This is a genomic window from Xanthobacter sp. DMC47 (genome assembly GCF_056313845.1).
The window spans coordinates 636,402-661,727 of the sequence record NZ_JBQUZM010000001.1; the positions used below are offsets into that span (position 1 = coordinate 636,402).

Annotated in this window: 22 protein-coding genes; 15 read left to right on the forward strand and 7 right to left on the reverse strand. The window is 69.5% G+C overall.

Annotation, left to right across the window (positions count from 1 at the left end; genetic code table 11):
• Positions 1 to 35: 35 nt before the first annotated feature.
• Both tam and ACT54R_RS03040 read right to left on the reverse strand, forming a co-directional pair.
• Positions 36 to 809, reverse strand: a complete 774-nt coding sequence (tam, locus tag ACT54R_RS03035; protein ID WP_476323458.1) for a trans-aconitate 2-methyltransferase — start codon at positions 807 to 809, stop codon at positions 36 to 38.
• 361 nt (positions 810 to 1,170) lie between these two features.
• Complete coding sequence (locus tag ACT54R_RS03040) at positions 1,171 to 2,205, reverse strand: glutamine synthetase beta-grasp domain-containing protein (protein ID WP_168460985.1); 1,035 nt, start codon at positions 2,203 to 2,205, stop codon at positions 1,171 to 1,173.
• 538 nt (positions 2,206 to 2,743) lie between these two features.
• Here ACT54R_RS03040 and ACT54R_RS03045 point away from each other — a divergent pair.
• The 4 genes from ACT54R_RS03045 (at position 2,744) to ACT54R_RS03060 (ending at position 6,204) form a co-directional block, all read left to right on the forward strand.
• Complete coding sequence (locus ACT54R_RS03045) at positions 2,744 to 2,941, forward strand: DUF2735 domain-containing protein (protein ID WP_476323462.1); 198 nt, start codon at positions 2,744 to 2,746, stop codon at positions 2,939 to 2,941.
• Between the two features lie 105 nt (positions 2,942 to 3,046).
• The gene (locus ACT54R_RS03050) at positions 3,047 to 3,361 is read left to right on the forward strand and encodes a hypothetical protein (protein WP_168460989.1); all 315 of its coding nucleotides are present in this window, start codon (positions 3,047 to 3,049) and stop codon (positions 3,359 to 3,361) included.
• Positions 3,362 to 3,738: 377 nt separating this feature from the next.
• Positions 3,739 to 5,445, forward strand: coding sequence for a uracil-xanthine permease family protein (locus ACT54R_RS03055; RefSeq protein WP_476323465.1), 1,707 nt, complete (start codon positions 3,739 to 3,741; stop codon positions 5,443 to 5,445).
• Between the two features lie 78 nt (positions 5,446 to 5,523).
• On the forward strand, positions 5,524 to 6,204 hold the full coding sequence (locus ACT54R_RS03060) for a hypothetical protein (RefSeq protein ID WP_476323468.1): 681 nt from the start codon (positions 5,524 to 5,526) through the stop codon (positions 6,202 to 6,204).
• A gap of 1 nt (position 6,205) precedes the next feature.
• Here ACT54R_RS03060 and ACT54R_RS03065 read toward each other — a convergent pair whose 3' ends face one another.
• The 4 genes from ACT54R_RS03065 to ACT54R_RS03080 all read right to left on the reverse strand — a co-directional run bounded on the left by ACT54R_RS03065 (position 6,206) and on the right by ACT54R_RS03080 (position 11,396).
• On the reverse strand, positions 6,206 to 6,763 hold the full coding sequence (locus ACT54R_RS03065) for a sarcosine oxidase subunit gamma (protein WP_476323471.1): 558 nt from the start codon (positions 6,761 to 6,763) through the stop codon (positions 6,206 to 6,208).
• The gene (locus tag ACT54R_RS03070; protein WP_476323474.1) at positions 6,756 to 9,761 is read right to left on the reverse strand and encodes a sarcosine oxidase subunit alpha family protein; all 3,006 of its coding nucleotides are present in this window, start codon (positions 9,759 to 9,761) and stop codon (positions 6,756 to 6,758) included. The genes ACT54R_RS03065 and ACT54R_RS03070 overlap by 8 nt, the downstream gene beginning before the upstream one ends.
• The gene (locus ACT54R_RS03075; RefSeq protein WP_476323477.1) at positions 9,761 to 10,048 is read right to left on the reverse strand and encodes a sarcosine oxidase subunit delta; all 288 of its coding nucleotides are present in this window, start codon (positions 10,046 to 10,048) and stop codon (positions 9,761 to 9,763) included. The genes ACT54R_RS03070 and ACT54R_RS03075 overlap by 1 nt, the downstream gene beginning before the upstream one ends.
• Before the next feature lie 94 nt (positions 10,049 to 10,142).
• Entirely contained in the window at positions 10,143 to 11,396 is a 1,254-nt protein-coding gene (locus tag ACT54R_RS03080) for a sarcosine oxidase subunit beta family protein (protein WP_476323480.1), read from the reverse strand.
• A gap of 485 nt (positions 11,397 to 11,881) precedes the next feature.
• Between ACT54R_RS03080 and ACT54R_RS03085 the strand changes: the two genes are divergently transcribed.
• The 6 genes from ACT54R_RS03085 to ACT54R_RS03110 are packed head-to-tail and all read left to right on the forward strand — an operon-like array spanning position 11,882 to position 19,330.
• Positions 11,882 to 12,802 (forward strand): AAA family ATPase, encoded by a 921-nt coding sequence (locus ACT54R_RS03085; protein ID WP_051460815.1) that lies wholly within the window; start codon positions 11,882 to 11,884, stop codon positions 12,800 to 12,802.
• Between the two features lie 13 nt (positions 12,803 to 12,815).
• Complete coding sequence (locus tag ACT54R_RS03090; RefSeq protein ID WP_476323483.1) at positions 12,816 to 13,802, forward strand: DUF58 domain-containing protein; 987 nt, start codon at positions 12,816 to 12,818, stop codon at positions 13,800 to 13,802.
• Positions 13,799 to 14,431, forward strand: a complete 633-nt coding sequence (locus tag ACT54R_RS03095) for a DUF4381 domain-containing protein (RefSeq protein WP_476323486.1) — start codon at positions 13,799 to 13,801, stop codon at positions 14,429 to 14,431. The genes ACT54R_RS03090 and ACT54R_RS03095 overlap by 4 nt, the downstream gene beginning before the upstream one ends.
• Complete coding sequence (locus ACT54R_RS03100) at positions 14,428 to 15,486, forward strand: vWA domain-containing protein (protein ID WP_476323489.1); 1,059 nt, start codon at positions 14,428 to 14,430, stop codon at positions 15,484 to 15,486. Before ACT54R_RS03095 ends, ACT54R_RS03100 begins: the two co-directional genes overlap by 4 nt.
• The gene (locus ACT54R_RS03105; RefSeq protein ID WP_476323491.1) at positions 15,486 to 17,534 is read left to right on the forward strand and encodes a vWA domain-containing protein; all 2,049 of its coding nucleotides are present in this window, start codon (positions 15,486 to 15,488) and stop codon (positions 17,532 to 17,534) included. The genes ACT54R_RS03100 and ACT54R_RS03105 overlap by 1 nt, the downstream gene beginning before the upstream one ends.
• A complete protein-coding gene (locus ACT54R_RS03110) occupies positions 17,531 to 19,330 on the forward strand; it encodes a BatD family protein (protein ID WP_476323494.1) in 1,800 nt (599 codons plus the stop codon). Before ACT54R_RS03105 ends, ACT54R_RS03110 begins: the two co-directional genes overlap by 4 nt.
• A 116-nt stretch (positions 19,331 to 19,446) precedes the next feature.
• Here ACT54R_RS03110 and ACT54R_RS03115 read toward each other — a convergent pair whose 3' ends face one another.
• Positions 19,447 to 20,340, reverse strand: a complete 894-nt coding sequence (locus ACT54R_RS03115; protein ID WP_476323497.1) for a LysR substrate-binding domain-containing protein — start codon at positions 20,338 to 20,340, stop codon at positions 19,447 to 19,449.
• 126 nt (positions 20,341 to 20,466) lie between these two features.
• On the opposite strand from ACT54R_RS03115, the gene ACT54R_RS03120 reads away from it, so the two are divergent.
• The 5 genes from ACT54R_RS03120 to ACT54R_RS03140 all read left to right on the forward strand — a co-directional run bounded on the left by ACT54R_RS03120 (position 20,467) and on the right by ACT54R_RS03140 (position 25,296).
• On the forward strand, positions 20,467 to 21,177 hold the full coding sequence (locus ACT54R_RS03120; protein ID WP_168461011.1) for an isochorismatase family protein: 711 nt from the start codon (positions 20,467 to 20,469) through the stop codon (positions 21,175 to 21,177).
• A gap of 232 nt (positions 21,178 to 21,409) precedes the next feature.
• Positions 21,410 to 22,477, forward strand: coding sequence for an ABC transporter substrate-binding protein (locus ACT54R_RS03125; RefSeq protein WP_476323500.1), 1,068 nt, complete (start codon positions 21,410 to 21,412; stop codon positions 22,475 to 22,477).
• An 11-nt stretch (positions 22,478 to 22,488) separates the two neighbouring features.
• A complete protein-coding gene (locus ACT54R_RS03130; RefSeq protein ID WP_476323503.1) occupies positions 22,489 to 23,415 on the forward strand; it encodes an ABC transporter permease in 927 nt (308 codons plus the stop codon).
• Between the two features lie 7 nt (positions 23,416 to 23,422).
• Positions 23,423 to 24,229 carry an ABC transporter permease gene (locus ACT54R_RS03135; RefSeq protein WP_476323506.1) on the forward strand — a complete coding sequence of 269 codons (807 nt, stop codon included), beginning with the start codon at positions 23,423 to 23,425 and terminating at the stop codon, positions 24,227 to 24,229.
• A gap of 11 nt (positions 24,230 to 24,240) precedes the next feature.
• Positions 24,241 to 25,296 (forward strand): ABC transporter ATP-binding protein, encoded by a 1,056-nt coding sequence (locus ACT54R_RS03140; protein ID WP_476323509.1) that lies wholly within the window; start codon positions 24,241 to 24,243, stop codon positions 25,294 to 25,296.
• Positions 25,297 to 25,326 lie beyond the last annotated feature (30 nt).

Genomic DNA, 25,326 nt, shown 5'->3' on the forward strand with positions numbered 1-25,326 from the left:
TCTCGCCTCTCTCCGCTCAGGCGCCGAGCGGGCTTTTACTTCACCGCCACGATGAAGAAGCGGGGGAAGGCGAGGAGCACCTTGCCATCCACCCGCGGCAGGTAGGATTCGGTGAGGCGGTCGGCATATTCCTCCAGGAACTGCGTGCGCTCGTCGCCCTCCAGCGGATCGATGAAGGGGCGCAGGCCCGTGCCCTTCACCCATTCGACGATGGCCGGGATGCCGTCGAGCGGGTGGTTGTAGATGGTGTGCCAGAGGTCCACCGCCCCCGCATGGGGCTTCAGCATGTCGTAATAGGCGCCAGGCTCGGGCAGCACGGTGCGGGCGCGGGTGGCGGCGTGGAGCGTGTCCGCCCACGGGCCGGCCATGGCGGTCTCGCGCATGGCGACGTGGGACGGCTCCTCCAGATTGTCCGGCATCTGCACCGCCAGCACCCCGCCCGGCGCCAGCAGCGACATGAGGCGCGGCAGCAGGGTCTCGTGGTCCGGCACCCATTGCAGCACGGCGTTGGCGTAGATGAGGTCCGCCGGCCTGGGCAGGGTGAAGGTGGAGGCGTCCGCAAGGTCGAATGTCACGCCCGGCAGGCGCGCGCGGGCCGCCTCCAGCATGGCCGGCGAGGTGTCGAGGCCGAGCAGTTCCGCGCCGGGGAACCGCTCCGCCAGAAGCTCGGTGGAATTGCCCGGGCCGCAGCCGAGATCCACCACGAACGCCGCCTCCTGAAGCGGCACCGCCGCGAGGAGATCGCGCGCGGGACGGGTGCGCTGGTCCTCGAACTTCAGATACTGGCTGGCGCTCCAGTCGGCGGGCATCGGCGGCTCCGGTCGCAAGGCAGGGGACGGGCGCCACGGCGCGGCGCCGTAAGGGATATCCCTGCTTATAGCAGCTTCGCCGCGAAGGCGACGGACGCAGCGAAGCCTTCGCGCGGCGCAGTGGCGCGGGCGGGCTGAGGACCATCAGGAGAGAGGGGCGCGGACTGCAGGGGGCTCGACGGCGGAAGCCGGAGGACGCCGGACGGATTGCGCGGTGCGTTCGGTGACGCGATGCCGCGATGACGGGAGCAATCAGTGGCGGGGGCAATCGGTGGCGGGAGCAGTCGGCGACAGGAGGCGGGCGCTCCCGACCTCGAAAAAAACGCCACGGCGCGGGCGGAGCCGCGCCGTGGCGAAGTCGTCAGGCCGCAGCCGAGACGTCGGTGGGCACCGACGCGATGGTCTTCAGGATCTGGGAGGCGATCTGGTAGGGGTCGCCCATGGAGTTCGGGCGGCGATCCTCGAGATAGCCCTTGTAGTCGTTCTTCACGAAGGAGTGCGGGACGCGGATGGACGCGCCACGGTCCGCGACACCGTAGGAGAACTTGTTCCACGGCGCGGTCTCATGCTTGCCGGTGAGGCGCATGTGATTGTCCGGGCCATAGACGGCGATGTGGTCCTCGAGGTTGGCCTCGAAAGCCGCCATCAGCTTCTCGAAATACGCCTTGCCACCCACTTCACGCATGTAGGAGGTGGAGAAGTTGGCGTGCATGCCCGAGCCGTTCCAGTCGGTGTCGCCGAGCGGCTTGCAGTGGAACTCGATGTCCACGCCATACTTCTCGGTGAGACGCAGGAGCAGGTAGCGGGCCATCCACACTTCGTCGGCGGCCTTCTTGGAGCCCTTGCCGAACACCTGGAATTCCCACTGGCCCTTCGCGACTTCCGCGTTGATGCCCTCGTGGTTGATCCCGGCGGCGAGGCAGAGGTCGAGGTGCTCCTCGACGATGGTACGGGCGACATCGCCCACGTTCTTGAAGCCGACGCCCGTGTAGTAGGGGCCCTGCGGCGCGGGATAGCCGGCCTCGGGGAAGCCGAGCGGACGGCCGTTCTTGTAGAAGAAGTATTCCTGCTCGAAGCCGAACCAGGCGCCGGCGTCATCGAGGATGGTGGCGCGCTTGTTGGTCGGGTGCGGGGTGACGCCATCGGGCATCATCACTTCGCACATCACCAGGGCGCCGTTGGTGCGGGCCGGGTCGGGATAGACGGCGACCGGCTTCAGCACGCAGTCCGAGCTGCGGCCCTCGGCCTGCTGGGTGGACGAACCGTCGAAGCCCCAGAGCGGCAGCTCCTCGAGGCTCGGGAACACGTCATATTCCTTGATCTGGGTCTTGCCCCGGAGATTGGGAACCGGGGTGTAGCCGTCGAGCCAGATATACTCGAGCTTAAACTTTGGCATTGCAGTCTCTCTGAGCCGATGACGTGAAATTCGGGACTTTGCTTCTCGAACTCTTTGTTTCAGGAACTCTTTGAAGCGTCCGGCCGTGAAGGATCCACCGGCCGCGGGGGCCGGCACATATCTAGCAATCCGCGTGCCAGCGGCGACCCCGTAGCCGGACAAGGGCTTTTTGCCCGCGGCCGCAACGTCAACTGCCCATTGCTGCATCATGATTAGGCCGAAGCCTTAGGCGTACCGCACACGCCGTGTGCACGGCACGCTTGCCGGCCTCACGGGGCGAAAGTTCTGCCGCCTTTGGGGAACAAATCCGCGGCACCCGCGCTTGGAGAGGTGCAATCCGCTGCACTGCGAAAGACGCGCGCGGGCCATGCAGCAAACGCGCAAATAAAAGAAATAAGTGACCTCAATTTATATGTGCCTAAAAATTAGGCGTTAAACTAGATTAAGCTCACATCGATGTATATGTTGGATGCAAATCATGTTATGAAGTTCTCAAGTGATGGCGCCTAGGAGGCTCATCGGACAGGAGACCGGAGTGATGACTGCGAACCACGAGCGCGAGACGGCGAAAATCTATGTCTTCCCAGTGAAGAATGGCGCGAAGAACGGCATGCCCTCGAAAGAGGCGAAATGGGCCGCCGAGATCGCCGCCGTGGGAGCCGCGCAGGCCGTGATCGGTAGCAGCTGGTATCACGAAGAGGCGGTGAAGGCCGCCGACCTCCCCAACCGCCGCTGAGCGACCGGGCAGGGCCGGCGCCCGTCGCCGGCCATCCCCCGCCCGCGCTGGACCGCTTCTTGCGTGACGTCCTCCCCGAGACCTCTTCGGGTAGGACTTGCGACAATGGCCCTCGACCTCAACACGGAATGGACGAACGCGGAGCTGGCGGCCCTGATCGGCTCCGTCGTGGATGATCGCGACTGGCGTCTGGAAGTGAGCAAGGGCGGCATCGCCTCCCTCGCCGACAAGACCGCCAATCCCACCGGCGCGGATTATGACGAGGGCCTGCACGGCTTCTTCGAGACCTGGATGGCGGGCACCGATTTCGTCGGCCCCTCGGCCGCGGGCGACAAGGACCTGATCGGCAAGATCGCCACCGCGCTGCGGGCCAACTATCCCACGCTGAAAGCCGACAAGTTCATCTACGTGGCGCTGTAGGCGCGCCGGACGGATTCGCCCGGACCCAACAAAGCCAAGCTGATGACCGGGCGGAGAGTCTGGCCCGCGCGGCCATGCGCGCGAGTTAAGTCGTCTCTTGCCGCCCCGGCAATTTCCCTTTTTGGGAAAACCCTTTAGGCTCGCCGGGTTGTTTCCGCCGGGTCGCTCCATGCCGCTGCGCTCAGCCTTGCCGCCAATCCCCGCATGTCCCCCGTCGCCCCGTGCCCTGTCGTCCGGCGCGGGTGATTCGCGACGTTCGGGGGCGTGCGGTGACGCCCAGGCGCCCTCCCCCGCCAGCGCCCGCTCACCGCCCTGAGGTTCGGCGGCGAACAGAGTTCAGATAGAGCCGCGCAAGCGGCCGGGGGCGGGAGGGGCGCGTGGGAAGCGGCAGGCTGCGTTACGATCACGATTCACATCCGCCGCTCCCCGTGCTGGTCGGCGCGGTGGCCCAGCACATGGGCCTGATGGCGGTGACTTTGGTGTTCCCGTTGCTGGTGGCGCAGGCCGCCGGCGCTGATGCCGAGTTGCAGCGGCGCTATCTCGACCTCGCCATGCTGGCCATGGGCGTCGCGACCCTGTTCCAGTGCTGGGGACGGCCCATCCTGTTCCTGCGGCGCGTCGGCTCCGGCTATCTCCTGCCGGCCGTCTTCACGGCCGTCTATCTGCCCGCCGGCCTCTATGCCGCCCGTACCGGCGGGCTGGAGGCGGTGGCGGGCATGACCATCGTGGCCGGCATCGCACAGGTGCTGTTCAGCCGGGTCATGCATCGCATGCGCCCCTTCCTGCCCATCGAGATCGTCGGGCTGGTGGTGACGCTGCTCGGCATCATCCTCGGCGTCGTCGCCATCAAGCTGATGGTCGGCTACAGCCAGTCGATGGCCGACGTCACCCTCACCGGCACCGGCGGCGCGGTGGCCGGCCTTGTGGTGATGATCATCCTCGCTGCCTGGGGCAGCCCGCCGTGGCGCGCCATGGCGGTGCTCGTGGGACTTGCGGCAGGCACCGTGGTGCATCTCGCCCTCGGCCTCGGCACGCCGCGGCCGGAGGTCTCCGTGAAGCCCCTGCTGGAGCTGATCCGCTGGCCGCTGGTGACGCCAAGCTTCAGCATCGGGCTGCTCCCCGGCTTCCTCGCCGGGGCGCTTGCCGCCATCCTGCGCAGCTTCGGCGACATGGTGGCGAGCCAGCGCGCCAGCGATCCGGAGTGGCGCCGCCCGGACTATCCCAACATCGAGGCCGGCGTACTGGCCGATGGCCTCGGCACCCTGTTCGCGGGGTTGATCGGCACCTTGGGCCTCAACACCTATTCGGCCAGCGTCGGGCTCGCCGTCGCAACCGAGGTGAAGGCCCGGCGGGTGGGGCTGGGCGTCGGCATCGGCTGGATTGCCCTCGCCTTCATCCCCGGCTCGTCGGTGGCGGTGATGGCCATTCCGCGCCCGGTGCTCGGGGCCGCATTGCTGTTCGCCTCCGCCTTCATCGTGCTGTCGGGCATCTCCATCCTCGGCCAAAGGATGCTGGATGCGCGGCGCACCATCGTGGTAGGCCTCGGCTTCCTCATCGGCATTTCCTTCGACGAGATCCCGGATTTCTATGCGCGTGTGCTGTCGGCAACGGCGCAGGAGCTGCTCACCTCCTCCCTGGTGCTCGGCCTGTTCACCGCGCTCGTGCTCAACGCCCTGTTCCGCATCGGCGCGGTGAAGAGCCGCCGGCTCGTCTGGTCTCCGGCTCAGGGCCATGCGATCTTGCGCCAGTTCCTCATGGACAGCGCCGCCGCCGATGGCGCGCGCACCGAGGAAGTGGGGCGCATCGCGCAGATCGCCGAGGAATTCGCCACCGCCGCACCCTCCCTCGCGGAGGGGCCGGTGGAGGTGACGACGCGGTTCGACGAGTTCGTGCTGGATGTGTCCTTCGCCTGGACCGGCGGCGCGCTCCAGCCGGGGCCGAAGCCCTCCTTCGATTCCAGCGTGGACGAGGAGGCCATGCTCAACGGCGTCACCTTCCTCCTCATCACCCGCCTCGCCGACCGCACCCACCGCCGTATCCTGCCAGACGGTCGGCAGGAACTGCGCTGCGAGGTGGACCAGTAGGTGAGCGCCGCATGGCGGGGCGCAACTGTCGGTGGTAAGCCTGTTCTGATCCGATCGCGCGACCTTGGGGGCAGGACAATGCCGATCTTCCACGCCACTGGCCGGACCAGCGCCGGCCTCGCGCTTGGCTTTCTCCTCCTACAGGCCGGCACCGCCACGGCGGCGACGGCGCCGGGGGCGACCGATCCGAAGAAATTCCAGAGCTATCTTTATTCGGACGCCTACAGGGCGGCCCTGTCAGCGGCGTGGCAGAAGGTGCCGCCGGTCTCCCTGCCCGCCTGCCCCACCCTCACCGACAGCAACACGTCTGTGACACTGCAGCAGGACGTGGCCTTCGACGCCAAGGGCCTGCCGAAGTCCGGCGCGTGGTGGGGACATTATACCGTGGCCGGCTGCGGCACGGAGCGGATCATCAACATCCTGTTCCGGGCCGAGCCCTCGGGCGTGCGCTTCCTCGTGACGCTGCCGGGCCGCACCCGCGCCAATGTGGTGCTCCAGCGCGACGGGCTCACCTATGCCTTCATCGGCGCCGGCACGAAGGTGCCCGACTGCAAGGACATGAATGTGGCAGACACCGCGTTCGAGGGCTTCGGCCTCTCCCCCGGCGAAAAGTCGGCGCCGGAGAACGGGCCATGGCGCGAGACATGGACCGTGGCCGCCTGCGGCAGGATGCTGGCGGTGCCGCTGGAATTCATTCCGGACGCCACCGGCACCACCATCAACCAGCGCCCGGCCGAGATCCGGGAGCTGAAGAAGTAGCTCAGGCGAACTCCCGCGCGGCCTCCTGAAGGAAGGCGTGGACATAGGGCGCGAAGGAGCGCCAGCACTCCACGCGGAAGTCCGCGCCCGTGCGCACCAGCACCACCTCGGCCTTGCCGAGCAGCGTGCGCGTGGCTGCGCCGGGCGGAAAGGCGGCATCGCTCAGGTCCAGCGCGATCCCGGCATTGAGGATGTCCGCCGCCTGCGGGCCGCTCACGAGGAACGCCGCATTGCGGTGCCCCACCGCCACCAGCGAGAAGAAGCGGCCGGCGAGATCGCCCGCGATTGCAGGCGCGGCGGCCGCCCCCTCCCCTTCGGGACAGATGAGCAGCCATTCGCCCGGCCCGATCCGGGCGGCGAAGCGCTCCGGCGTGCCGCGCACGCTGTTGAGCGGACCGGAAAGATCGAAGCCCCCGGCCGCTGCTGGCAGTTCCGCGCCGCGCGGCGCCTTCATCTGCAGCACGAAGCGGTCGGCGGCCGGCAGCACCCGCACCAGGCCGGACGCGGTCGGGACGAAAATGGGCGCCCGCCGTGGGTGGATGGAAACCCGCTCAGGCATGAACGCCTCCTTCCACAAGACCTTCCACCCGTTTGCCCTCGGGATCGAGGAACACCGGAGCCACCACCGTCACCGCCGTGAAGCCGGCCGGCGTCGTCACATGCAGCGTCTCGCCCATCCGCGCCCGCCCGCCGGAGACCAGCGCCAAAGCAATAGGATGGTCGAGCGTGGGGCTGAGATAGAAGGAGGTGACATGCCCCAGCATTCTCATGGGCATGGGCTGGGCGGTATCGGCGACGATCTGCGCCCCCTCCTCCAGCACCGTGCGCCCGTCCGCGGAGAGAAGGCCGACCAGTTGCTTGCGGTCCGCCCGCGCCATGTCCGGCCGCGCGAGGGAGCGCTTGCCGACGAAATCTTTCTTCACCTTGGAAACCATGCCGGAGAGGCCGAGGTCGTCCGGCGTCACGGTGCCGTCCGTCTCCTGCCCGACGATGATGAAGCCGCGCTCCGCGCGCAGCACGTGCATGGCCTCGGTGCCGTAGGGCGTGATGCCGAAGTGCTGGCCGTAGCCGAACAGCGCCTCCCACACCGCTTGCGTGAAATCCGCCGGCACGTTCACCTCGAAGCCGAGTTCGCCGGTGAAGGACACGCGCATCAACCGCGTCGGCACGCCGAGAATCTGCCCCTCGCGCACCGCCATATGGGGGAAGGCCTCCGGTGACAGGTCGATGCCGGTCACGAAGGGCGCAAGCACGTCGCGCGCCCGCGGCCCCTGCACGGCGATGACGCCCCATTCCTCGGTGATGGAGGTGAGGAACACGTCGAGGTCCGGCCATTCCGTCTGGAGATAGTCCTCCATGTGCGCCAGCACACGCGGCGCGCCGCCGGTGGAGGTGGTGACATGGAAGCGGTCGGTTGCCATGCGGGCGACGATGCCGTCGTCAAGGATGAAGCCGTCTTCCTTCAGCATCAGGCCATAGCGGCATTTGCCGGGTTCGAGCTTGGTCCAGGCGTTGGGATAGATGCGGTTCATGAACTCGGCCGCATCCGGCCCCACCACCTCGATCTTGCCGAGGGTGGAGGCATCGAGCAGGCCGACGCTCTCGCGCACCGCCCGGCATTCGCGGGCCACCGCCGCGTGCTTGTCCTCCCCTGCCTTCGGGAAGTACCAGGCTCGGCGCCACAGGGCGACGTTCTCGAATTTCGCCCCGTGCTTCACCGCCCACTCATGCAGCGGCGCCGTGCGGATGGGATCGAACGTCTCGCCCCGCGCCGTGCCGACGATGGCGCCGAAGGTGACGGGCGTATAGGGCGGCCGGAAGGTGGTGGTGCCCACCTGCGGGATGTCCTTGGCCAGGATCTCCGACACGAGGCCGAGGGCGGCCATGTTGGAGGTCTTGCCCTGGTCGGTGGCCATGCCGTTGGTGGTGTAGCGCTTCACATGCTCGACGCTCTCGAACCCCTCGCGGACCGCAAGGCCGATGTCCTTGGCGGTCACGTCGTTCTGGAAGTCGAGGAAGGCGCGCACCTTCTTCGGATCGGCATCGGTGGGCAGCACCCGCGCCGGCTTGAAGCCGGTGGGGGTGGCCGGAACTGCCATGAACACGCGGGCAGCGGGTATCCCGGCCGCGTCCGCCCCGGCCGCCCAGCCCTCGGCGAGGATGGCGGCGAGGTCATAGGTGCCCTTGCACGCGCCGGCCGAGCGCTCCGCCTGCACGGATGTGCCCGGCACGAAGGCGTCGATCTCGCTCCGGAAGACGAGCTTGCCGCGAGACTGGGAGAAGAGATGCACGGCCGGGGTCCAGCCGCCGGACATGCCGACGCAATCACACGGCAGCGTCCGCCGCGCGCCGACGCGCCCGTCCGACAGCGGCGCCACGATGAGCCCCGTCACCCCCTTGCCGCCGGTGGAGCCCACCACCGTATGGCCGGCGAGAATCTCGATGCCGGAGGCCAGCGCCCGCTCGGGGCCGATCTCGGCCTCGGGGCGCAGGTCCACGAGGGTCACCGCCAGCCCCACCGCCTTCGCATCCGCCGCCGCGCGATAGGCGGAGGCGCCGTTGGTGGCGAAGACGATGCGACGGCCCGGCGCCACCGCGTAGCGGTTCACATAGGTGCGTACGCTCTCGGCCAGCAGGATGCCCGGCCGGTCATTGTCGGCGAAAGCGAGCGGGCGCTCGTGGGCGCCGGTGGCAAGCACCACCTCCTTGGCGCGCACCTGCCACAGCCGTTCGCGCGGCAGCTTCGGGTCCGGCGCGGCGAGGTGGTCGGTGACGCGCTCGGTGAGGACGACGTGGTTGTGGTTGTAATAGCCGAACGCCGTGGTGCGCGGGAGCAGCGTCACATTTGCCCGCGCGGCCAGCGTCTTCAACGCATCCGCCACGAAGGCCGACGGGCTCTTGCCATCGAGGGTGGAGGTGACATCCGCCAGAAGGCTGCCGCCCATCTCCGCCTGCTCGTCGGCGAGGATCACCCGCTTGCCCGCCTCGGACGCCGCCAGCGCCGCCGCGATGCCCGCCGGGCCGGCACCCACCACCAGCACGTCGCAATGGGTGTTGCGATGGACGTAGCGGTCCGCATCCGGCGCCTCCGGCGCCACGCCGAGGCCGGCGGAGGCGCGGATGGCCGGCTCATAGAGCTTGTCCCAGAAGGAGCGCGGCCACATGAAGGTCTTGTAGTAGAAGCCGGCCGTCAGCACCGGGGCGACGAGATCGTTCACCTGCCCGATGTCGTGCTCCAACGATGGCCAATGGTTCTGCGAGGAGACCTTCAGGCCCGCCACCGCCTCCACCACCGTCGCCCGGTTGTTGGGATCAGCCCGGCCGGGGCCACGGTCCACGCGGAGAAGGGCGTTGGGCTCGTCCGCCCCATGGGTCAGCACCCCGCGCGGACGGTGATATTTGAACGAGCGGCCCACCAGCTTGATGCCGCTGGCGAGGAGCGCCGAGGCGAGGGTGTCGCCCTCGTAGCCCTCGACGGCGCGGCCGTTGAAGGTGAAGGCGACGGGCTTCGTGCGGTCGATGCGGCCGCGGCCGGGAAGGCGGAATTCCTGCGCCATCAGCGGCCCCCCCCGATGTCGGGACGCCGCTGGCCCATCTCGTAGGTGGTGATGAAGGCATCGCTCACCGTATTGCGCAGTGCGTTGAACCAGCGGCCGCAGCCGTGGGCGTGCAGCCAGCGCTCGGCGTGGACGCCCTTCGGGCTCTTGCGCAGGAAGAGATATTCGGCCCAGGCGGCGTCATCGAGGGCGTCGGGATCAGCCGGGCGGGCGATGTGCGCCTCGCCGCCGCAGCGGAATTCCACCTCGGGACGCGGCCCGCAATAGGGACAGGGAACGAGCAGCATCTGAAAACCTCCAAAGCGTTTTCAGCAAAAGTGGGCACCGGTTTTGCGTGAAGAAAACGCGGCAAACGCAAGGCACTAGGGCGCAGGATGCGCTCTAGTGCGCCACCGCCGCCGCCGCCGCCTCGTCGATGAGGCGGCCGGTGCGGAAGCGGTCGAGGGTGAAGGGGGCGTTGACGGGGTGAGGCTCGTCGCGGGCGATGGTGTGGGCGAACACATGGGCGGAGCCCGGCGTCGCCTTGAAGCCGCCGGTGCCCCAGCCGCAGTTCACATAAAGCCCCTTCACCGGCGTCTTGCCGATGATGGGCGAGCGGTCCGGCGTCACATCGACGATGCCGCCCCAGTTGCGCAGCATCTTCATGCGCGTGAATTCGGGAAACAGCTCGCAGATGGCGTCCAGCGTATGGGTGGTGATGTGGAGGCCGCCCTGCTGGCTGTAGGAGACGTATTGGTCCGTGCCCGCGCCGATGACGAGTTCGCCCTTGTCGGACTGGGAGATGTAGGCGTGGACCGCGTTCGACATGAGCACGCAGGGGAAGCACGGCTTCACCGGCTCGGAGACCAGCGCCTGCAGCGGAAAGCTTTCCAGCGGCATCCGCACCCCGGCCATGGCCATGACCATGGAGGTATGCCCCGCCGCCGAGACGCCGATCTTCTTCGCCCCGATCGGCCCGCGCGTGGTCTCGACGCCCGTCACGGCGCCATCCGGCCCCCGGTTGATGGCGGTAACCTCGCAATTCTGGATGATGTCGACACCGAGCGCATCGGCACCGCGGGCATAGCCCCACACCACCGCATCATGCCGCGCCGTGCCGCCGCGCCGCTGGAGGGCGGCACCCAGCACGGGATAGCGGATGTCCGGAGAGATGTTCAGCGGCGGGCAGAAGTCCTTCGCCTCTTCCCGCGTCAGCCACTCATTGTCGATGCCGTTGAGGCGGTTCGCATAGACGTGGCGCTTGAAGCTCTGCACGTCGTGCTGGTTGTGGGCCAGCATCAGCACGCCGCGCTGGGAGAACATGACGTTGTAGTTCAGCTCCTGGGAGAGCCCTTCCCATAGCTTCACCGCGTGCTCGTAGAGGGCGGCGCTTTCATCATAGAGGTAGTTGGAGCGGATGATGGTGGTGTTGCGGCCGGAATTCCCGCCGCCGATCCAGCCCTTCTCCAGCACCGCGATGTTGCGGAGCCCGTGCTCCTTCGCGAGGTAATAGGCGGCACCAAGCCCATGGCTGCCGCCGCCGATGATGAGGGCGTCGTAGGCGGGCTTGGGCGTCGGGTTGCGCCACTGGCGGCTCCAGCCCTGATGGGCGTTCAGCGCCTCGGCGAGGAGGGTGGGAAGGGAGAAGCGGCGCATCGGTTTCCCTGATGGGTATCCAAGGGTGTCCCCTGTTCGACCGCGACAATGCGCCCGCCCGCCACCCCGCTCTCGTGGAAATGCGACGGCAAACTGGAATGCAGGCGACACCGCCGCTTGCCTGCCCCTCCGTCTGCCGCTGCGCCGTCTGCCCCTCCGGTAGCGGCGCGGCGGGTCAGAAAATGGCGCCATCCCTCAAAAATGAACGCAAGATTAGGTGTGACGCGGAAGCCGCGACGCTATAAGGAGCCGACGAGGCGCTCTTCCGGCGGTGGTGCAGGGAGGACCGCCGTCCCGCCATGGCGCCGACGGGCCCGTGGCCGAACCCGAAAGTCGAGCGCGAGCAAGAGATGAGCACGAGCCGAGACGCGTCCTTCCTCGATGCCGCGCGCCGGGAGCCGCCCGCCGCCTCCTCCGCCCGTCCGCGCCCCCCGGTCATCGACCGCACCAGCCTCGCCCGCGCCTTCGACGACCTCTCGGTCTACATGAATGCCTGCATCCTCGGGCAGCCGGCCTTCGTGGAGCTGCTGCTCATCGCCGTGCTCGCCGATGGCCACCTTCTGGTGGAGGGCGCGCCGGGCCTTGCCAAGACCAAGGCCATCAAGGCGCTGGCCCATGCCATCGACCTCACCGACCAGCGCATCCAGTTCACGCCGGACCTTCTGCCCTCCGACCTCACCGGCACCGACATCTACCGGCCGGAGGATGGCAGCTTCCAGTTCCAGGAAGGGCCGGTGTTCCACAATTTCATCCTGGCGGACGAGATCAACCGCGCCCCCGCCAAGGTGCAGTCGGCGCTGCTGGAAGCCATGGCGGAGCGTCAGGTGACGGTGGGGCGCACCACCCGCCGCCTGCCCCCGCTCTTCATGGTCATGGCGACCCAGAACCCCATCGAGCAGGAAGGAACCTATCCCCTGCCCGAGGCGCAGCTCGACCGCTTCCTGCTGCATGTGCGCATCGACTTCCCGGATCTCGACGCCGAGCGCCAGATTCTGCGCCTCGTGCGCGGCGAGGCGCGGGGCGAGTCGCCCGATTTCGGCGCGCCGCTGCCGCAGGAGGTCGTGTTCGCCGCCCGTCGCGAGGTGCTGGCCGTCCACATGGCGGAGCAGGTGGAGGAATATCTGCTCCAGCTGGTGCAGGCGACGCGCCGTCCCGAGCTTTACGGCGCGGATCTCCAGGGCCTGGTCGGCTTCGGCGCCAGCCCGCGCGGCACCATCGCCCTCGACCGCTGCGCCCGCGCCCACGCCTGGCGGCGCAAGCGCGACTACGTGATTCCCGAGGACGTGCAGGCCATCGCCAAGCCCGTGCTGCGCCATCGCGTGCTGATGACCTTCGAGGCCGAGGCGGACGGCGTGACCAGCGACGACTTCATCGACCTGCTGCTCGCCCGCGTGCCGGTGGGCTGAGGCGACACACTCCATGGCAGAGCGCGATCCGCTCCGTGGCGTCGTTGCCCGCCTCGCCGACCTGGTGGCGGCGCGTCCGCGCGTCCAGGGCGGCTTTTCGGGCGGCAAGCGCGTCAGCAGCCAGCTCTACGGGGGCCACAGCTCCTCCTTCCGCGGCCGCGGCATGGAGTTCGACGAGGTGCGCGTCTACCATCCCGGCGATGACGTGCGCACCATCGACTGGCGGGTGACGGCCCGCACCGGCACGCCGCACACCAAGCTGTTCCAGGAGGAGCGCGAGCGTCCGGTGCTGGTGCTGGTGGATACGCGCGCCTCCATGCGCTTCGGCACGCGCGACTGCTTCAAGTCCGTGCTGGCGGCCAAGGCGGCGGCGGTGCTGGCCTGGATCGGCATCGGCGGCGGCGACCGGGTGGGCGGGCTGGTGCTGGCGCCCTCCGGCATCATCGCGCTGCGTGCCGAGCGCACCCGCCGGCGCATCCTCGCCTTCGTGCGCTCCATCGCCGACGCCACCGCCGAACGCCTCGGCCCGCCGGGCTCGGAGCCGACCTTGGGCGAGGCGCTGGCCCGGCTGCGGCCGCTGGTGAAGCCCGGCACGCTGATCTTCCTCGTCTCCGATTTCGCCGATCTCGACGAGCACGCCGCCCGCGAACTCGGCCGCATCGCGCTGGACGGGCACGTCACCTGCCTGTTCGTCTATGACCGGCTCGAGACGCAGATGCCCTCCGGCGGCGTCTTCCCCGTCACCGACGGGGTGTCGGTCGCCCGGCTCGACGACAGCCGCGCGGCGCAGCGGGAGGGCTATGCCCGCCGCTTCGCCGAACGGCGCGGCGCGCTGGAGCGGCTGTGCCGCGAGCGCGGCCTCACCCTGATGGACCTCGAGACCGGCTGCGACCCGGCGGAGGTCCTCAATCCCGAGCGGATGCGGCAGGCGGCGGTCTCGGCCCGGGCCGGCGCAGCCGGGGCCATCGCGCCCGGCACAGGACGGACGGGGACGCGATGACCAGCCCCGCACTCGCGCCCGACACGTCCGTTCCGGCGGCCAGCACCGGCCCGACGACCCTCATTCCGCCGCCCGGCACGGCGACGCCGCCCAATTTCCAGACGCCGGATTTCCTCAACGGAGCACCGCCCGCCCCCCCGCCCGTGCCGGGCTCGGCCGAGGACCCGCTGGCGGCGTTGCGCGACATCCACCTGCCCCCCGACGTGCCGTTCTTTCCGCTGGCGCCGGGCTGGTACATGCTCGCCGGGCTGGTGGTGCTGGTCGCCATCATCCTCGCGGTGCGCGAGTGGCGCTGGCGGCAGACGCTCGCCTACAAGGCCCTGAAGATGTTCGATGCCGAGGTCGGCCGCGCCGAGCCGGACGACACCCACGCCGTCGCGGTTGCCGCCTCCGACGTGCTGCGCCGTCTGGTGCGCGCCGAGTCCGGCGAGGCGAAGGCGACGCTCACCGGCGAGGCCTGGGCGCGCCTGCTCGTCACCGGCCGCGCCCCCTTCGCCCCGCGGGAGGCGGCCTTTCTCGCCCGTGCCCCCTACATGCCGGCGCAGACGGCGGAGCAGGTGGCCGCCGGCAGCATCACCCCCGCCGCCCTCGCCGACGCGGTGCGGCGCCATATCCGGGCGCGCCGATGATTACGCTCGCCTGGCCCTGGATGCTGGCGCTGCTGCCGGCCCCTCTCCTCGCTTACTTCGCGATCCCGCGCGCCCGCGAGCAGAAGGCCGGCGCGCTGCGCCTGCCCTTCTTCGCCGCCCTCGCCCGGGCCGGACTGGTGACGCCCGGCCGACCGGCCTGGAGCAAGACGCGCCTTGCCGCGCTGGCCTTCATCTGGACCCTGCTCGTGGTCGCCGCCGCCCAGCCCATCTATGTGGGCCGGCCGGTGGAGGTTCCGGTCGAAGGGCGCGAGATCATGCTGGTCATCGATCTCTCCGCCTCCATGGCGCAGCGCGACCTTGCCCTCACCAGACCCATGGACCGCCTGCAGGTGGTGAAGCAGGTGGCGGACGACTTCATCGCCCGCCGCGCCGGCGACCGGGTCGGCCTCATCCTGTTCAGCACCCGCGCCTATGTGCAGGCGCCTCTCACCCTCGACCGCCGGGTGGTGCGCGACCTGCTCGCCCAGGCGACCATCGGCATGACCGGGCGCAACACCTCCATCGGCGACGCCATCGGCCTCGCGGTGAAGACCCTGCGCGACGGCCCGGCGAAGGAGCGGGTGGTGGTGCTGCTCACCGATGGCGCCAACACCTCCGGCGTGCTCGATCCGCTCCAGGCCGCCGCCATCGCCGCGAAGGAGCATCTGCGCATCCACACCATCGGCGTCGGCTCGGATGCTGGGGAGTTCATCCCCGGCGCGCCCATGAACCCGTCCTCCGACCTCGACGAGGGCGCGCTCAAGGCCATTTCCGGCCTCACCGGCGGCAAGTATTTCCGGGCCCGCGACCAGCAGGGGCTCGCCGGCATCTATGCCGAGATCGACAAGCTGGAGCCGGTGGCCGGCGATCCGCAATATGTGCGTCCGGCCCTCACCCTGTTCTTCTGGCCGCTCGGCGCCGCGCTGGTCGCGAGCTTCCTGTTCGCCGCCGTCTTGCTGCTGCGCCTGCCCGCTCGCCGCGCGGCCGATGCGCCCGCCCCGCAGGACGCCCCGGCGGGCGAGACCCCGGCCCTGCCGGTTGCGGAGGCACGCTGATGGCGAGCTTCCACTTCCTGCGGCCGGAATGGCTCCTGGCGCTGCTGCCGGCGGCGCTCCTCGCCGGATTGCTCCATCGCCGGCTGCGCGAGGGCAGCAACGATTGGGCGCGCGTGGTGGACCCCCACCTCCTCGCCCACCTCGCTCTGCCGGGGCGGCGCGCCTCGGGCCAATGGCCGGCCGTGCTGCTGTTCGCCGGCTGGGTCGCTGCCGTCTTCGCCATGGCCGGCCCCACCTGGCAGAAGCTGCCCCAGCCGGTGACGGGCCGGCTCGATCCGCTGGTGATCGCGGTCAACCTCTCCCCGACCATGAACGCCCCGGACGCCAGCCCGTCGCGCCTCGTCGCCGCCCGCTACAAGATCGCCGACGTGCTCCAGCGCATGCGCGGAAGCGAGGTGGCGCTGGTGCTCTATTCGGACATCCCGTTCGCCGCTGCGCCGCTGACCGAGGATGCCCACGTGGTGGCGCAGATGCTGCCGGACCTCTCCACCAACCTCATGCGCGGCAACGTCAACCGCCCGCAGGATGCCATCGCCATGGCCATCGACCTGCTCAAGGGGGCCGGGGCGGTGAGCGGGCGCATCCTGCTCGTCACCGACGGCCCGGGCGACGAGCCGGGCAAGACGCAGGCGGCGGCGAAGGCGGCCGCGGCGGACGGCTACAAGGTCAACGTGATCGGCGTCGGCGCGGGCGGGGCCAACGGCGCACCGGCGGTGGACACCGCGGCGCTGACGGCCATCGCCTCGGCCGGCCAGGGCGCCTATACCCCGCTGACCGCCGACGATCGCGACATCGCCTACGCCCTGCCCCCGGCGGCCAGCTCGAACGGCGCCGTCACCGACAGCGAGGGCTTCACCGCCGACGTGTGGGCGGACATGGGGCCTTACGTGCTGCTTCTCGCGGTGCTGCTCGCCCCCCTCGCCTTTCGGCGCGGCTGGATCGCCGTCCTCGCCGTCGCGGCCCTCGGCGGCCTCGGGTCGCCGCAGCCGGTGCACGCGCAGACGATCCAGCAGACCCTCACGCAGAACCTGCCGCAGAGCTGGGCGGACCTGTGGTGGCGACCCGACCAGCAGGGCGCGGCGGACCTCGCCCGGGGCGACTCTGCCGCAGGCGCGCAGAAGTTCGAGGACCCGGCCTGGAAGGCCGCTGCGCTTTACAAATCCGGCGACTATTCCGGTGCCGGTGCGGCCTTCTCCCGCCTGCCCGGCGGCGACTACAACCGCGGCAATGCCCTGGCGCGCGCCGGGCGGCTCGAGGAGGCGGTGGCCGCCTACGACAAGGCGCTGGCCGCCGAGCCCGACGATGCCGACGCCAAGTTCAACCGCGATCTTGTGCAAAAGCTGATCGACGCCAAGAAGGAGCAAGAGGAAGAAAAGCAGAAGCAGGACCAGAAGCAGAACCAGGCCAGCGGCGGTGGTGGTGGGCAGGATTCGAACAAGGACCAGAAGCCCGACCCCAAATCTGATCCCAAGTCCGACCAGAAGCAGAAGCAGGACCAGAAGCCCGGCGGGGACAAGCCGCAGGACGCACAGAACAGCCCGCAGTCGGGTCCCCTCCCCCCGCCTGCGCCATTGCCGCCGCGCCGTCCGCCCGAGCTGGCGCAGCAGCAGCCCGCTCCGCCCCGCCAGCAGCCCCAGGAGCAGGGGCAACAGGCGCCGCCGCCCGATTCCCCTCCCCAGCCGTCGCAGCAGCAGCCCGCCAAGGAGCAGCCGGAGACGATGGCCGGCGACATCCCTGCCGAGCCGGTGACGCCCAAGGCTCCCCCGCCGCCCATGCCGGACGACAAGGACGGTGGGCCGAACGCCGCCAAGCAGGACCCCAACGCCGCCTTCTCCGCGCCGCCGACCTCGCCCTCCCAGGTCGCGCAGCCGAAGCCGCCCCAGCCGCCGGCCCAGACACCCCCGGCCGTGGCGTTCAGCGACGACGACCAGAGCCGCGAGCAGGCGCTGCGGCAGGTGCCGGACGATCCCGGCGGGCTCCTGCGCGCGCGGATCCGGTCCCAGTACACCGGCGCGCCGGTCTTCCTCTCCGAGGGGGATGCACAATGATCCGCGCCGCCCTCCGCACCGGCCTCGTCTCTCTCGCGCTCGCGCTGTGGGCGACGGCGGGCTTCGCCGCGGCCTTCAAGGCCACGGTGGAAAAGCCCCCCGCGGACCAGGGAGACACCTTCGAGCTGGTGCTCAGCGTGATCGGGCGGGACAGCCTGGAGCCGCCCAACATCAGCCCCCTCAACAGGGATTTCGAGATTCTCGATCGCGGCAAGCGCAGCCGCATGGAGAGCGTCAACGGCCGCATGGTGGAGGTGAACGAATGGGTGCTGACGCTGGCGCCCAAGCGCGCCGGCCATCTCGTGATTCCCGCCCTCACCCTCGGCAGCGAGACGAGCGCCCCCATTGAGATGGACGTGGCGCCGGGCTCCATCGCCGAGCCGCCGGACGACGGCCCGGTCTCGCTCTCCGTAGACGTGCAGGGCACCCCGCCCTTCTACCTCCAGAGCGAAATTCCAGTGGTCGTGCGCATGTACGACCGCATCGGCGCGCTTGAGGCGCAGGCGGACCAGCCCGCGGCGGACGGCGCCACCTTCACCCCGGACGGCACGCTGAAGCGCTATAGCCGCGTCTATGACCGCCAGCGCTACCGCGTGGTGGAGCTGCGCTACATCATGCGGCCGCAGCGCACCGGCACCATCCAGATCGCCTCGGTCGCCCTGCGCGCCTCCATCCCCGCCTCCCCGCCCGGCGCGCAGGAGCAGGCACGCGCGCTCGGGCGTCCCGCCATGCCGTGGCTCGGCGGCAATTTCGATTCGGGCCGCAAGGTCACGGTGTTCGCCAATCCGGTGGAGGTGACCATACAGCCCCGCCCGGCCGGCGTGACCGGCTGGTTCCTGCCGGCCCGTGCGGTGCGCCTCAAGGAGACCTGGAGCAGCCCGCCGGCCAAGGCGAAGGTGGGCGTCGCCCTCACCCGCACGCTGCGGCTGGAGGTGCAGGGCGCGAGCCCCGCCCAGCTGCCGCCGCTGAAGCCAGCGGAGACGGACGGCGTGCGCCAGTATGCCGACGAGGAGCATCCCCAGGCCGCCCAGGTGGGAGGCGCGCCCGGCGCCGTTGCGGAAGTCCATATCACCGTGGTGCCGACCCGCGCCGGATCGATCACGCTGCCCGCCATCACGGTGCCCTGGTGGAACATCGCCGCCAGCCGGGCCGAGACCGCCCAGCTTCCCCCGGTGACGCTGGAGGTGTCGGGATCGGCCGACCCCGCCGGTCTCGCCCCGCCGCCGGCGCCCGCGGCGAAGACTGAGCCCAAGCCGCAGGCGGCGCCCGCCGACGATGCCGGCCCGCTGCCGCTCCGCGACATGGCCGCTATCGCCCTGGTGGTGGTGATGATCGCCGGTTTCCTCCTGTTCTCCGGACGGCGTGCGGGGCGAAAGGCCAGCGCCGTCGCCGAGCCGCCCGAGCGGCCCGATCTCCGCCGCCCCGCGCGCCCCGGCCGCCCGTCCCCGGCGCGCCCCACCGTGCGGCGGCCCAGGATGGTGGCGCCCGACGAGAAGACCGCCGCCGGTGCGGTGGAGGCCGCCTGCAAGGCCGGCCACGCCACCGCCGCCTATCGCGCCTATCTCGACTGGAACCGGGCCTCGGGGCCGGGCCATGCGGGCACGGCCTCGGCCCGCACGCCGGCCATGGCAGCGGCGCTGCATGAGATCAGCCGCCATCTCTATGCGGGGGAAGGCGACACCTGGGACGGCCGCGGCTTCAGCTCCGCCTTCGCCGCCGAGCGCAAGGCTGCCCGGACGCCGCCAAAGTCCGGCACCGCCCGGGGGCTCGCCCCGCTCTATCCGAAAGCGCGCTGAGGGCGTCCCCGCCCTCAAAGCCCGCGCGGCGACGGAGCGAAAGCCCCGGAAGAACCCGCGCGGCGCTTGAGCGAAAGCCCCCAAAGACCCCGCGCGGCGACGGAGCGAAGCTGCGCTCAACTCCCGCCCCACACCCGCCGCATGTAGTCGGTGAAGACCGTCACCGCCGGCGCACGCACCGGAGTGGCCCACGCAGCGCAGGTGACGAGCTTGTCGGCCACGTCGTCGAGGTCGCGGATGACGATGCCGCGCCGCTGCAGGTTGCGCACGCAGCTGGCATACACCGACACCCCCGCCCCCGCCGCCACCAGCCCGAAGATGCCTTCGGACGACGACGCCTCCTGCACGATGCGCGGAGTGAAACCAGCCCGGTGGCAGACGGCGAAGAAAGCGGTGCGGAACGCGCCCCAGTTCTGGCCCGAGCCCAGCACGAACGGCTGGTCCGCGAGGTCGGCGAGGCGCAGCACGCGCACGTTGGAGAGGGGGTGGGTGATGGGCAGCAGCGCCACGTAACGGTTGTCGTCGAAGGCGTAGCTCGCCATGCCCGCCTCCTCGAACGGCCCGATCATGAAGCCGATGTCGATGCGGTCCGCGAGCAGCGCCTCCTGCTGCTGCAATGTCGGGGTGAAGGACAATTCGAGCCGGATCTCCGGACGGTAGCGGCTGAAGCTGTTGAGAAACTCCGGCAGCCGGCCGTTGATGGCGAAGTCCATGTAGCCGATGCGCAGCACGCCGACTTCCCCGCCGGCCGTGCGCCGCGCGCTGGTGACCGCCCGCTCCAGCCGCGCCAGCGCCTCCCGGCTTTCCGCGAGGAAGGCCTTCCCGGCCTCGGTGAGCACCACGGTGCGGGTGGTGCGCGCAAACAGCGGCACGCCCACGTCCTGCTCCAGATCGCGGATGAGGCGGCTCATGCCCGGCTGGGTCATGTGGGCCCGCTGGGCGGCGCGGCCGAAGTGCAGTTCCTCGGCGAGGAGCACGAAGCAGCGGACGTGGCGAAGATCGAAGCGCATGCTTATTGATACCACATGAGATATCAATAGCGGCGAAATTAGAATTTCCCAAGCCGGCTGACCTCGCCCAATCTTCTCCCTGCGAGCCCGGTGGCAACGGGCGCAAAACCATCAGGGATCAAGGACATGGCCTTCGAGGAAGACCTCGACGCAGCGCTGACGCGCGCCTTCGAGCAGGCAACCCAGCTTTACCAGCGCAACGGCTTCCAGCGGCGGGTCGGCTTCGGTCGGCGACCGGCGCTCATCAATGTGGACCTCGCCAATGCGTGGACCCGCCCGGGCAATCCCTTCACCTGCGAGAAGATCGACGACCAGATCATCCCCGGCGTGCAGGCGCTGCTCGCCGCCTGCCGGCGCAACGGCCACCCGGTGGTCCACGTCACCACCTGCTATCAGGTGACGGACGAGACCAAGGCCGCCACCGACATGGGCCTTTGGCACCACAAGATCCCGATCGAGGTGGTGGATCAGGCCAAGCCCGAGCTGTGGGCCATCGACAGCCGCATCGAGCCGGTGGCGGGCGAGCAGGTGCTCATCAAGAAGCGTGCCTCCGCCTTCCACGGCACCTATCTCGCCGGCTTCCTGCGCGCCAACAACGTGGACACCATCCTCGTCACCGGCGTCACCGCCTCGGCCTGCGTACGCACCACTTTGTGCGACGGCCTCGCCGAGGGCTTCCGCACCATCGCGGTGAAGGAGTGCATCGGTGATCGGGTGCCCGGCGCGGTGGCGTGGAACCTGTTCGACATCGACGCCAAGTTCGCCGACGTGGAGCCGCTGGAACGCTGCATCGCCTATCTCGACGAGGTGGGCGGCAAGTCCAAGGCGGCGGCGTGACCTTCTCGGACCGCCGTCATGCCCCGGCTTGTCCGGGGCATCCACCCGGCCGCCACCGCGGTGCTTCCTATGCGGGAGCCGCCCCGGCCCATCGGTGGATCCCCCGGACAAGCCGGGGGATGACGGTCGGTCGTGGGGCAAGGGCGCGTGCACAAGAGTGAATTCCCCGGCGGCGCCCCCCAGCGCCGCCGGCTTTAAGCGTTCGACTTCAAATCATAATCCAGAGGCGAACATGACCAAGCTCATCGACCAGCTCATCGGCGCCCCCTCCCGCCGCGCCGTCCTCGCCGGCCTCGGCGCGGGCGCGGCCGCCGTCTCCCTGCCCGGCCTCGCGGCGGCGCAGGAGAAGACCCTCGTCGTCTCCAACTGGGGCGGCGACTGGAACGAGCGCACCATCAAGTTCGTGGAAGCCCCGCTGGTGGAGAGCCAGGGCATCAAGATCGTCCGCGACCTCGGCATGGAGCCCGAGCGCAAGGCGAAGCTGATCGCCGAGAAGCGGCTGCGCCGTGGCACCATCGACGTCATCCACATCAACGAGGGCGACAGCGTCGAGCTTTACGGGCAGGAGGTGATCGAGAACATCGACTTCTCCAAGGTGCCGAACTACGCGAACGTGGTGCCGGCGCTGAAGTCCAAGCCCTTCTTCGTGCCGTGGCTCTACAGCGGCGTGACGATCATCTACAACAAGGACAAGGTGCCGAACCCGCCCAAGTCCTATGCCGAGCTGTGGGACAAGAAATGGGCCGGGAAGATCGGCCTCACCAACCAGCTCTATTTCAACTACATCATGATGGCCGGCCTCATCAAAGGCGGCAACGTGACGAATACCGAGGAAGGCAAGGCCCGCCTCCTCGAGCTGAAGGAACTTACCCAGCCGCGCATCTACGCCGCCCACCAGCAGCTTGGCGCGGGCCTCGTCAATGGCGAGGTGGATATCGCGGTGAACTACAAGGCGCGCGGCCTGCAATGGGCCAATGACGGCGCCCCCCTCGCCATCGGCTATCCCTCCGAGGGCGCCATCGCGGTGATGTTCGGCGCGGCCCTGCCGAAGAAGGCGCCGAGCCCGGATTTGTCCTACATCTATTTCAACGCCATGCTGGACCCGAAGGCCATGGCCGGCTTGGCCGGCGCGAGCTTCTACGCTCCGGCCAACGGCAAGGCGGAGCTGTCCCCCGAGCTCAAGGCGAAGGTGGACTTCACCGCCGCCGAGGCCGCCGCGCTGAAGTTCCCGGATTATGCGCACGTGGCCAAGAATACGGCGGAATGGCTGGAGTGGTGGAACAAGAACATCGCCCGCTGAGCGAGGCCGACATGTCCTCCTCCGCAAGCTCCGGCGCCACCGCGCCGGCGGCGACAGCATCCCCGCCCGCACCGCGCGGGCGGGAGGGGCGGCGGCTCGCCCCCGCCTACGGCCTCACGGCGCCCGCGACGATCTACGTTCTGCTGGCGCTGATGGGGCCGTTGGCGCTGATGTTCCGCTATTCGCTGAACCGGTTCGTGCCGGGGCAGATGATGGTGGAGGCGCTGACGCTCGATAATTACGCGCGCTTCTTCGCCGACAGCTTCTATCAGGAGGTGCTGGGCACCACGCTCTGGATCTCCGCCCTCTCGACGCTCCTGTGCCTCGTGGCGGGCTTCCCGGTCGCCTACTTCCTCGTGCGGCAGGCGAGCGACAAATGGAAGGGGCGGCTCCTCCTCCTCATCGTGCTGCCGCTGCTCATGGGCAATGCGGTGCGCACCGCGGCGTGGATGGTCATCCTCGGCGACAAGGGGCTGTTCAACGCCGTCATCGGCGCCATCGGCCTCTCGCCGGTGAAGCTCATGTACACGCCCACCGCAGTCGTCATCGGCCTCGTCTCGGTGCTGCTGCCCTTCATGATCGTGACACTCCAGAGCGTCATCGAGGGCATCGACGCGAACCTGGAATCCGCCGCCCAGTCGCTCGGCGCCTCGCATCTCACCGTGCTGTGGCGCGTGGTGCTGCCGCTGGCCCTGCCGGGCATCCTCGCCGGCACCATGCTCTGCTTCATCCTCTCCATGAACGCCTATGCGACGCCGGTGCTCATCGGCGGGCCGAGCTTCCACATGATGGCGCCCACCGTCTACCAGCAGGTGGCGAAAGCCATGAACTGGCCGTTCGGCGCGGCGCTCGCCTTCGTGCTTATGGCCGTGACTTTGGTGCTCACCACCACCGCCAACGTTTTGGTGCAGCGCCGCTACCGGCGCTGGAGCGAGTGAGGGACCGATGGGACTTCTCGCCGTCAACCGCATCTATGCCGCCATCACCGCCCTGGTGCTCGCCTTCGTGGTGCTGCCGCTGGGCGCGGTGATCTGGGTCAGCTTCTTCGCCAACCGCATCCTCTCCTTCCCGGCCACGGGCTACACGCTGGACTGGTACGCCCGCGCGTGGGCGCTCGACTCCTTCCGCAACGGCTTCATCACCAGCGTGGAGACGGCGCTGGTGGCGGTGGCGATCTCGCTGGCGCTGGGCGTGCCGGCGAGCCTCGCGCTGGTGCGCTACCGCTTCCCCGGTCGCGATGCCATCCAGACGCTCCTGCTCTCGCCCATGGTGGTGCCGGGCATCGTCGGCGGCGCGGCACTGTTCATGGCCTTCATCGAGCTGGAGATCCTGCTCGACGTGGACATCTCCGGCACCCTGCCGGGCCTGTTCGTCGCCCACGGTCTCATCGCCTTGCCATGGACCGTGCGCCTCGTCACCGCCTCGCTGGTGGGCATGAGCCCCTCCTATGAGGAGGCGGCCCAATCGCTGGGGGCGGGGCGGCTCACCACCTTCTTCCGGGTGACGCTGCCCATCATCAAGCCAGGCATCGTGGCGGCGGCGCTGTTCTCCTTCGTCATCTCCTTCATCGATCTGGAGAAGTCGATCTTCCTCGTGGGGCCGGGGCGCACCACGCTGCAGATCGCGCTCGTCTCCTATCTCGAATGGAATCTGGATTCGACGGTGGCGGCGGTGGCCACCGTGCAGATCCTCATCATCGGCGTGCTGCTCCTGGTGTCGGACCGCTACGCCCGCCTCTCCCGCGCCTTCTGAGGAGCGTGCTCATGTCCGATGTCGTGCTGCAATCCATCGTCAAGCGCTACGACGCCATGACCGCCGTGGACCATGTGTCCCTCACCATCGGCGAGGGGGAACTCGTGGCGCTGCTCGGCCCCTCCGGCTGCGGCAAGACCACGACGCTGCGCATGGTGGGCGGCTTCATCCCCGTCACCGAGGGGCGCATCCTCGTGGGCGGACGCGACCTCACCCATCTGCCACCCAACAAGCGCAACATGGGCTTCGGCTTCCAAAATTACGCGCTGTTCCCGCACATGAGCGTCGCCGAGAACGTCGCCTTCGGGCTGGAGATGCGCAAGCTCCCCAAAGCCGAAATCGCCGGAAAGGTGAAGACGGCGCTCGACCGGGTGAAGCTCTCCCACCTCGCCGAGCGCCTGCCCAAGCAGCTCTCCGGCGGCCAGCAGCAGCGCGTGGCGCTGGCCCGCGCCCTGGTGATCGAGCCGGACGTTCTGCTTCTGGACGAACCGCTCTCCAACCTCGACGCGCAATTGCGCCACGAGATGAAGACCGAGATCCGCACCCTGCAGCAGCAGCTCGGCATCACCACCATCTTCGTCACCCATGACCAGGACGAAGCGCTGTCGGTGGCCGACCGCGTGGTTCTGATGCGCAACGGCAGGATCGAGCAGCAGGGCGCGCCGGACGATCTGTTCGGCCGGCCCGCCTCCCGCTTCGCCGCCGAGTTCATGGGCGTGACGAACCTCCTGCCCGGGGAGCTTGCAGGCGTCGGCCGCTTCCGGCTGGCGAGCGGCGAGGAGGTGCGCGTCGATCCGGCGGGTGTCTCCGGCGACCTCTCCCTCGCGGTGCGGCCGGAGCGGCTGGTGCTCGACGGCGCGGACGACGACCACAATGCCCTTCCCGCCGTGGTCGAACTCGCCACCTATCGCGGCCTCGTCATCGACTATCGCGTGGCCACCGCCTCCGGCCTCGTCCTCATCGCCCGCCGCCCCTCGCCCGCCGTGGGCGGCCCTGCCCCGCTCCAGCCCGGCCAGCCGGTGCGCGTCTCCTGGCATCCCGACGCCGGCACGCTGGTGGCAGCCTGAGCCTTCCCGAATTTTCGCGTCCCAATAAAG

Coding starts and splice junctions, on each gene's coding strand:
- tam (WP_476323458.1), bottom strand. CDS start 809: ATGCCCGCCGACTGGAGCGCCAGCCAGTATCTGAAGTTCGAGGACCAG.
- ACT54R_RS03040 (WP_168460985.1), bottom strand. CDS start 2,205: ATGCCAAAGTTTAAGCTCGAGTATATCTGGCTCGACGGCTACACCCCG.
- ACT54R_RS03045 (WP_476323462.1), top strand. CDS start 2,744: ATGACTGCGAACCACGAGCGCGAGACGGCGAAAATCTATGTCTTCCCA.
- ACT54R_RS03050 (WP_168460989.1), top strand. CDS start 3,047: ATGGCCCTCGACCTCAACACGGAATGGACGAACGCGGAGCTGGCGGCC.
- ACT54R_RS03060 (WP_476323468.1), top strand. CDS start 5,524: ATGCCGATCTTCCACGCCACTGGCCGGACCAGCGCCGGCCTCGCGCTT.
- ACT54R_RS03065 (WP_476323471.1), bottom strand. CDS start 6,763: ATGCCTGAGCGGGTTTCCATCCACCCACGGCGGGCGCCCATTTTCGTC.
- ACT54R_RS03070 (WP_476323474.1), bottom strand. CDS start 9,761: ATGGCGCAGGAATTCCGCCTTCCCGGCCGCGGCCGCATCGACCGCACG.
- ACT54R_RS03075 (WP_476323477.1), bottom strand. CDS start 10,048: ATGCTGCTCGTTCCCTGTCCCTATTGCGGGCCGCGTCCCGAGGTGGAA.
- ACT54R_RS03080 (WP_476323480.1), bottom strand. CDS start 11,396: ATGCGCCGCTTCTCCCTTCCCACCCTCCTCGCCGAGGCGCTGAACGCC.
- ACT54R_RS03085 (WP_051460815.1), top strand. CDS start 11,882: ATGAATGCCTGCATCCTCGGGCAGCCGGCCTTCGTGGAGCTGCTGCTC.
- ACT54R_RS03090 (WP_476323483.1), top strand. CDS start 12,816: ATGGCAGAGCGCGATCCGCTCCGTGGCGTCGTTGCCCGCCTCGCCGAC.
- ACT54R_RS03095 (WP_476323486.1), top strand. CDS start 13,799: ATGACCAGCCCCGCACTCGCGCCCGACACGTCCGTTCCGGCGGCCAGC.
- ACT54R_RS03100 (WP_476323489.1), top strand. CDS start 14,428: ATGATTACGCTCGCCTGGCCCTGGATGCTGGCGCTGCTGCCGGCCCCT.
- ACT54R_RS03105 (WP_476323491.1), top strand. CDS start 15,486: ATGGCGAGCTTCCACTTCCTGCGGCCGGAATGGCTCCTGGCGCTGCTG.
- ACT54R_RS03110 (WP_476323494.1), top strand. CDS start 17,531: ATGATCCGCGCCGCCCTCCGCACCGGCCTCGTCTCTCTCGCGCTCGCG.
- ACT54R_RS03115 (WP_476323497.1), bottom strand. CDS start 20,340: ATGCGCTTCGATCTTCGCCACGTCCGCTGCTTCGTGCTCCTCGCCGAG.
- ACT54R_RS03120 (WP_168461011.1), top strand. CDS start 20,467: ATGGCCTTCGAGGAAGACCTCGACGCAGCGCTGACGCGCGCCTTCGAG.
- ACT54R_RS03125 (WP_476323500.1), top strand. CDS start 21,410: ATGACCAAGCTCATCGACCAGCTCATCGGCGCCCCCTCCCGCCGCGCC.
- ACT54R_RS03130 (WP_476323503.1), top strand. CDS start 22,489: ATGTCCTCCTCCGCAAGCTCCGGCGCCACCGCGCCGGCGGCGACAGCA.
- ACT54R_RS03135 (WP_476323506.1), top strand. CDS start 23,423: ATGGGACTTCTCGCCGTCAACCGCATCTATGCCGCCATCACCGCCCTG.
- ACT54R_RS03140 (WP_476323509.1), top strand. CDS start 24,241: ATGTCCGATGTCGTGCTGCAATCCATCGTCAAGCGCTACGACGCCATG.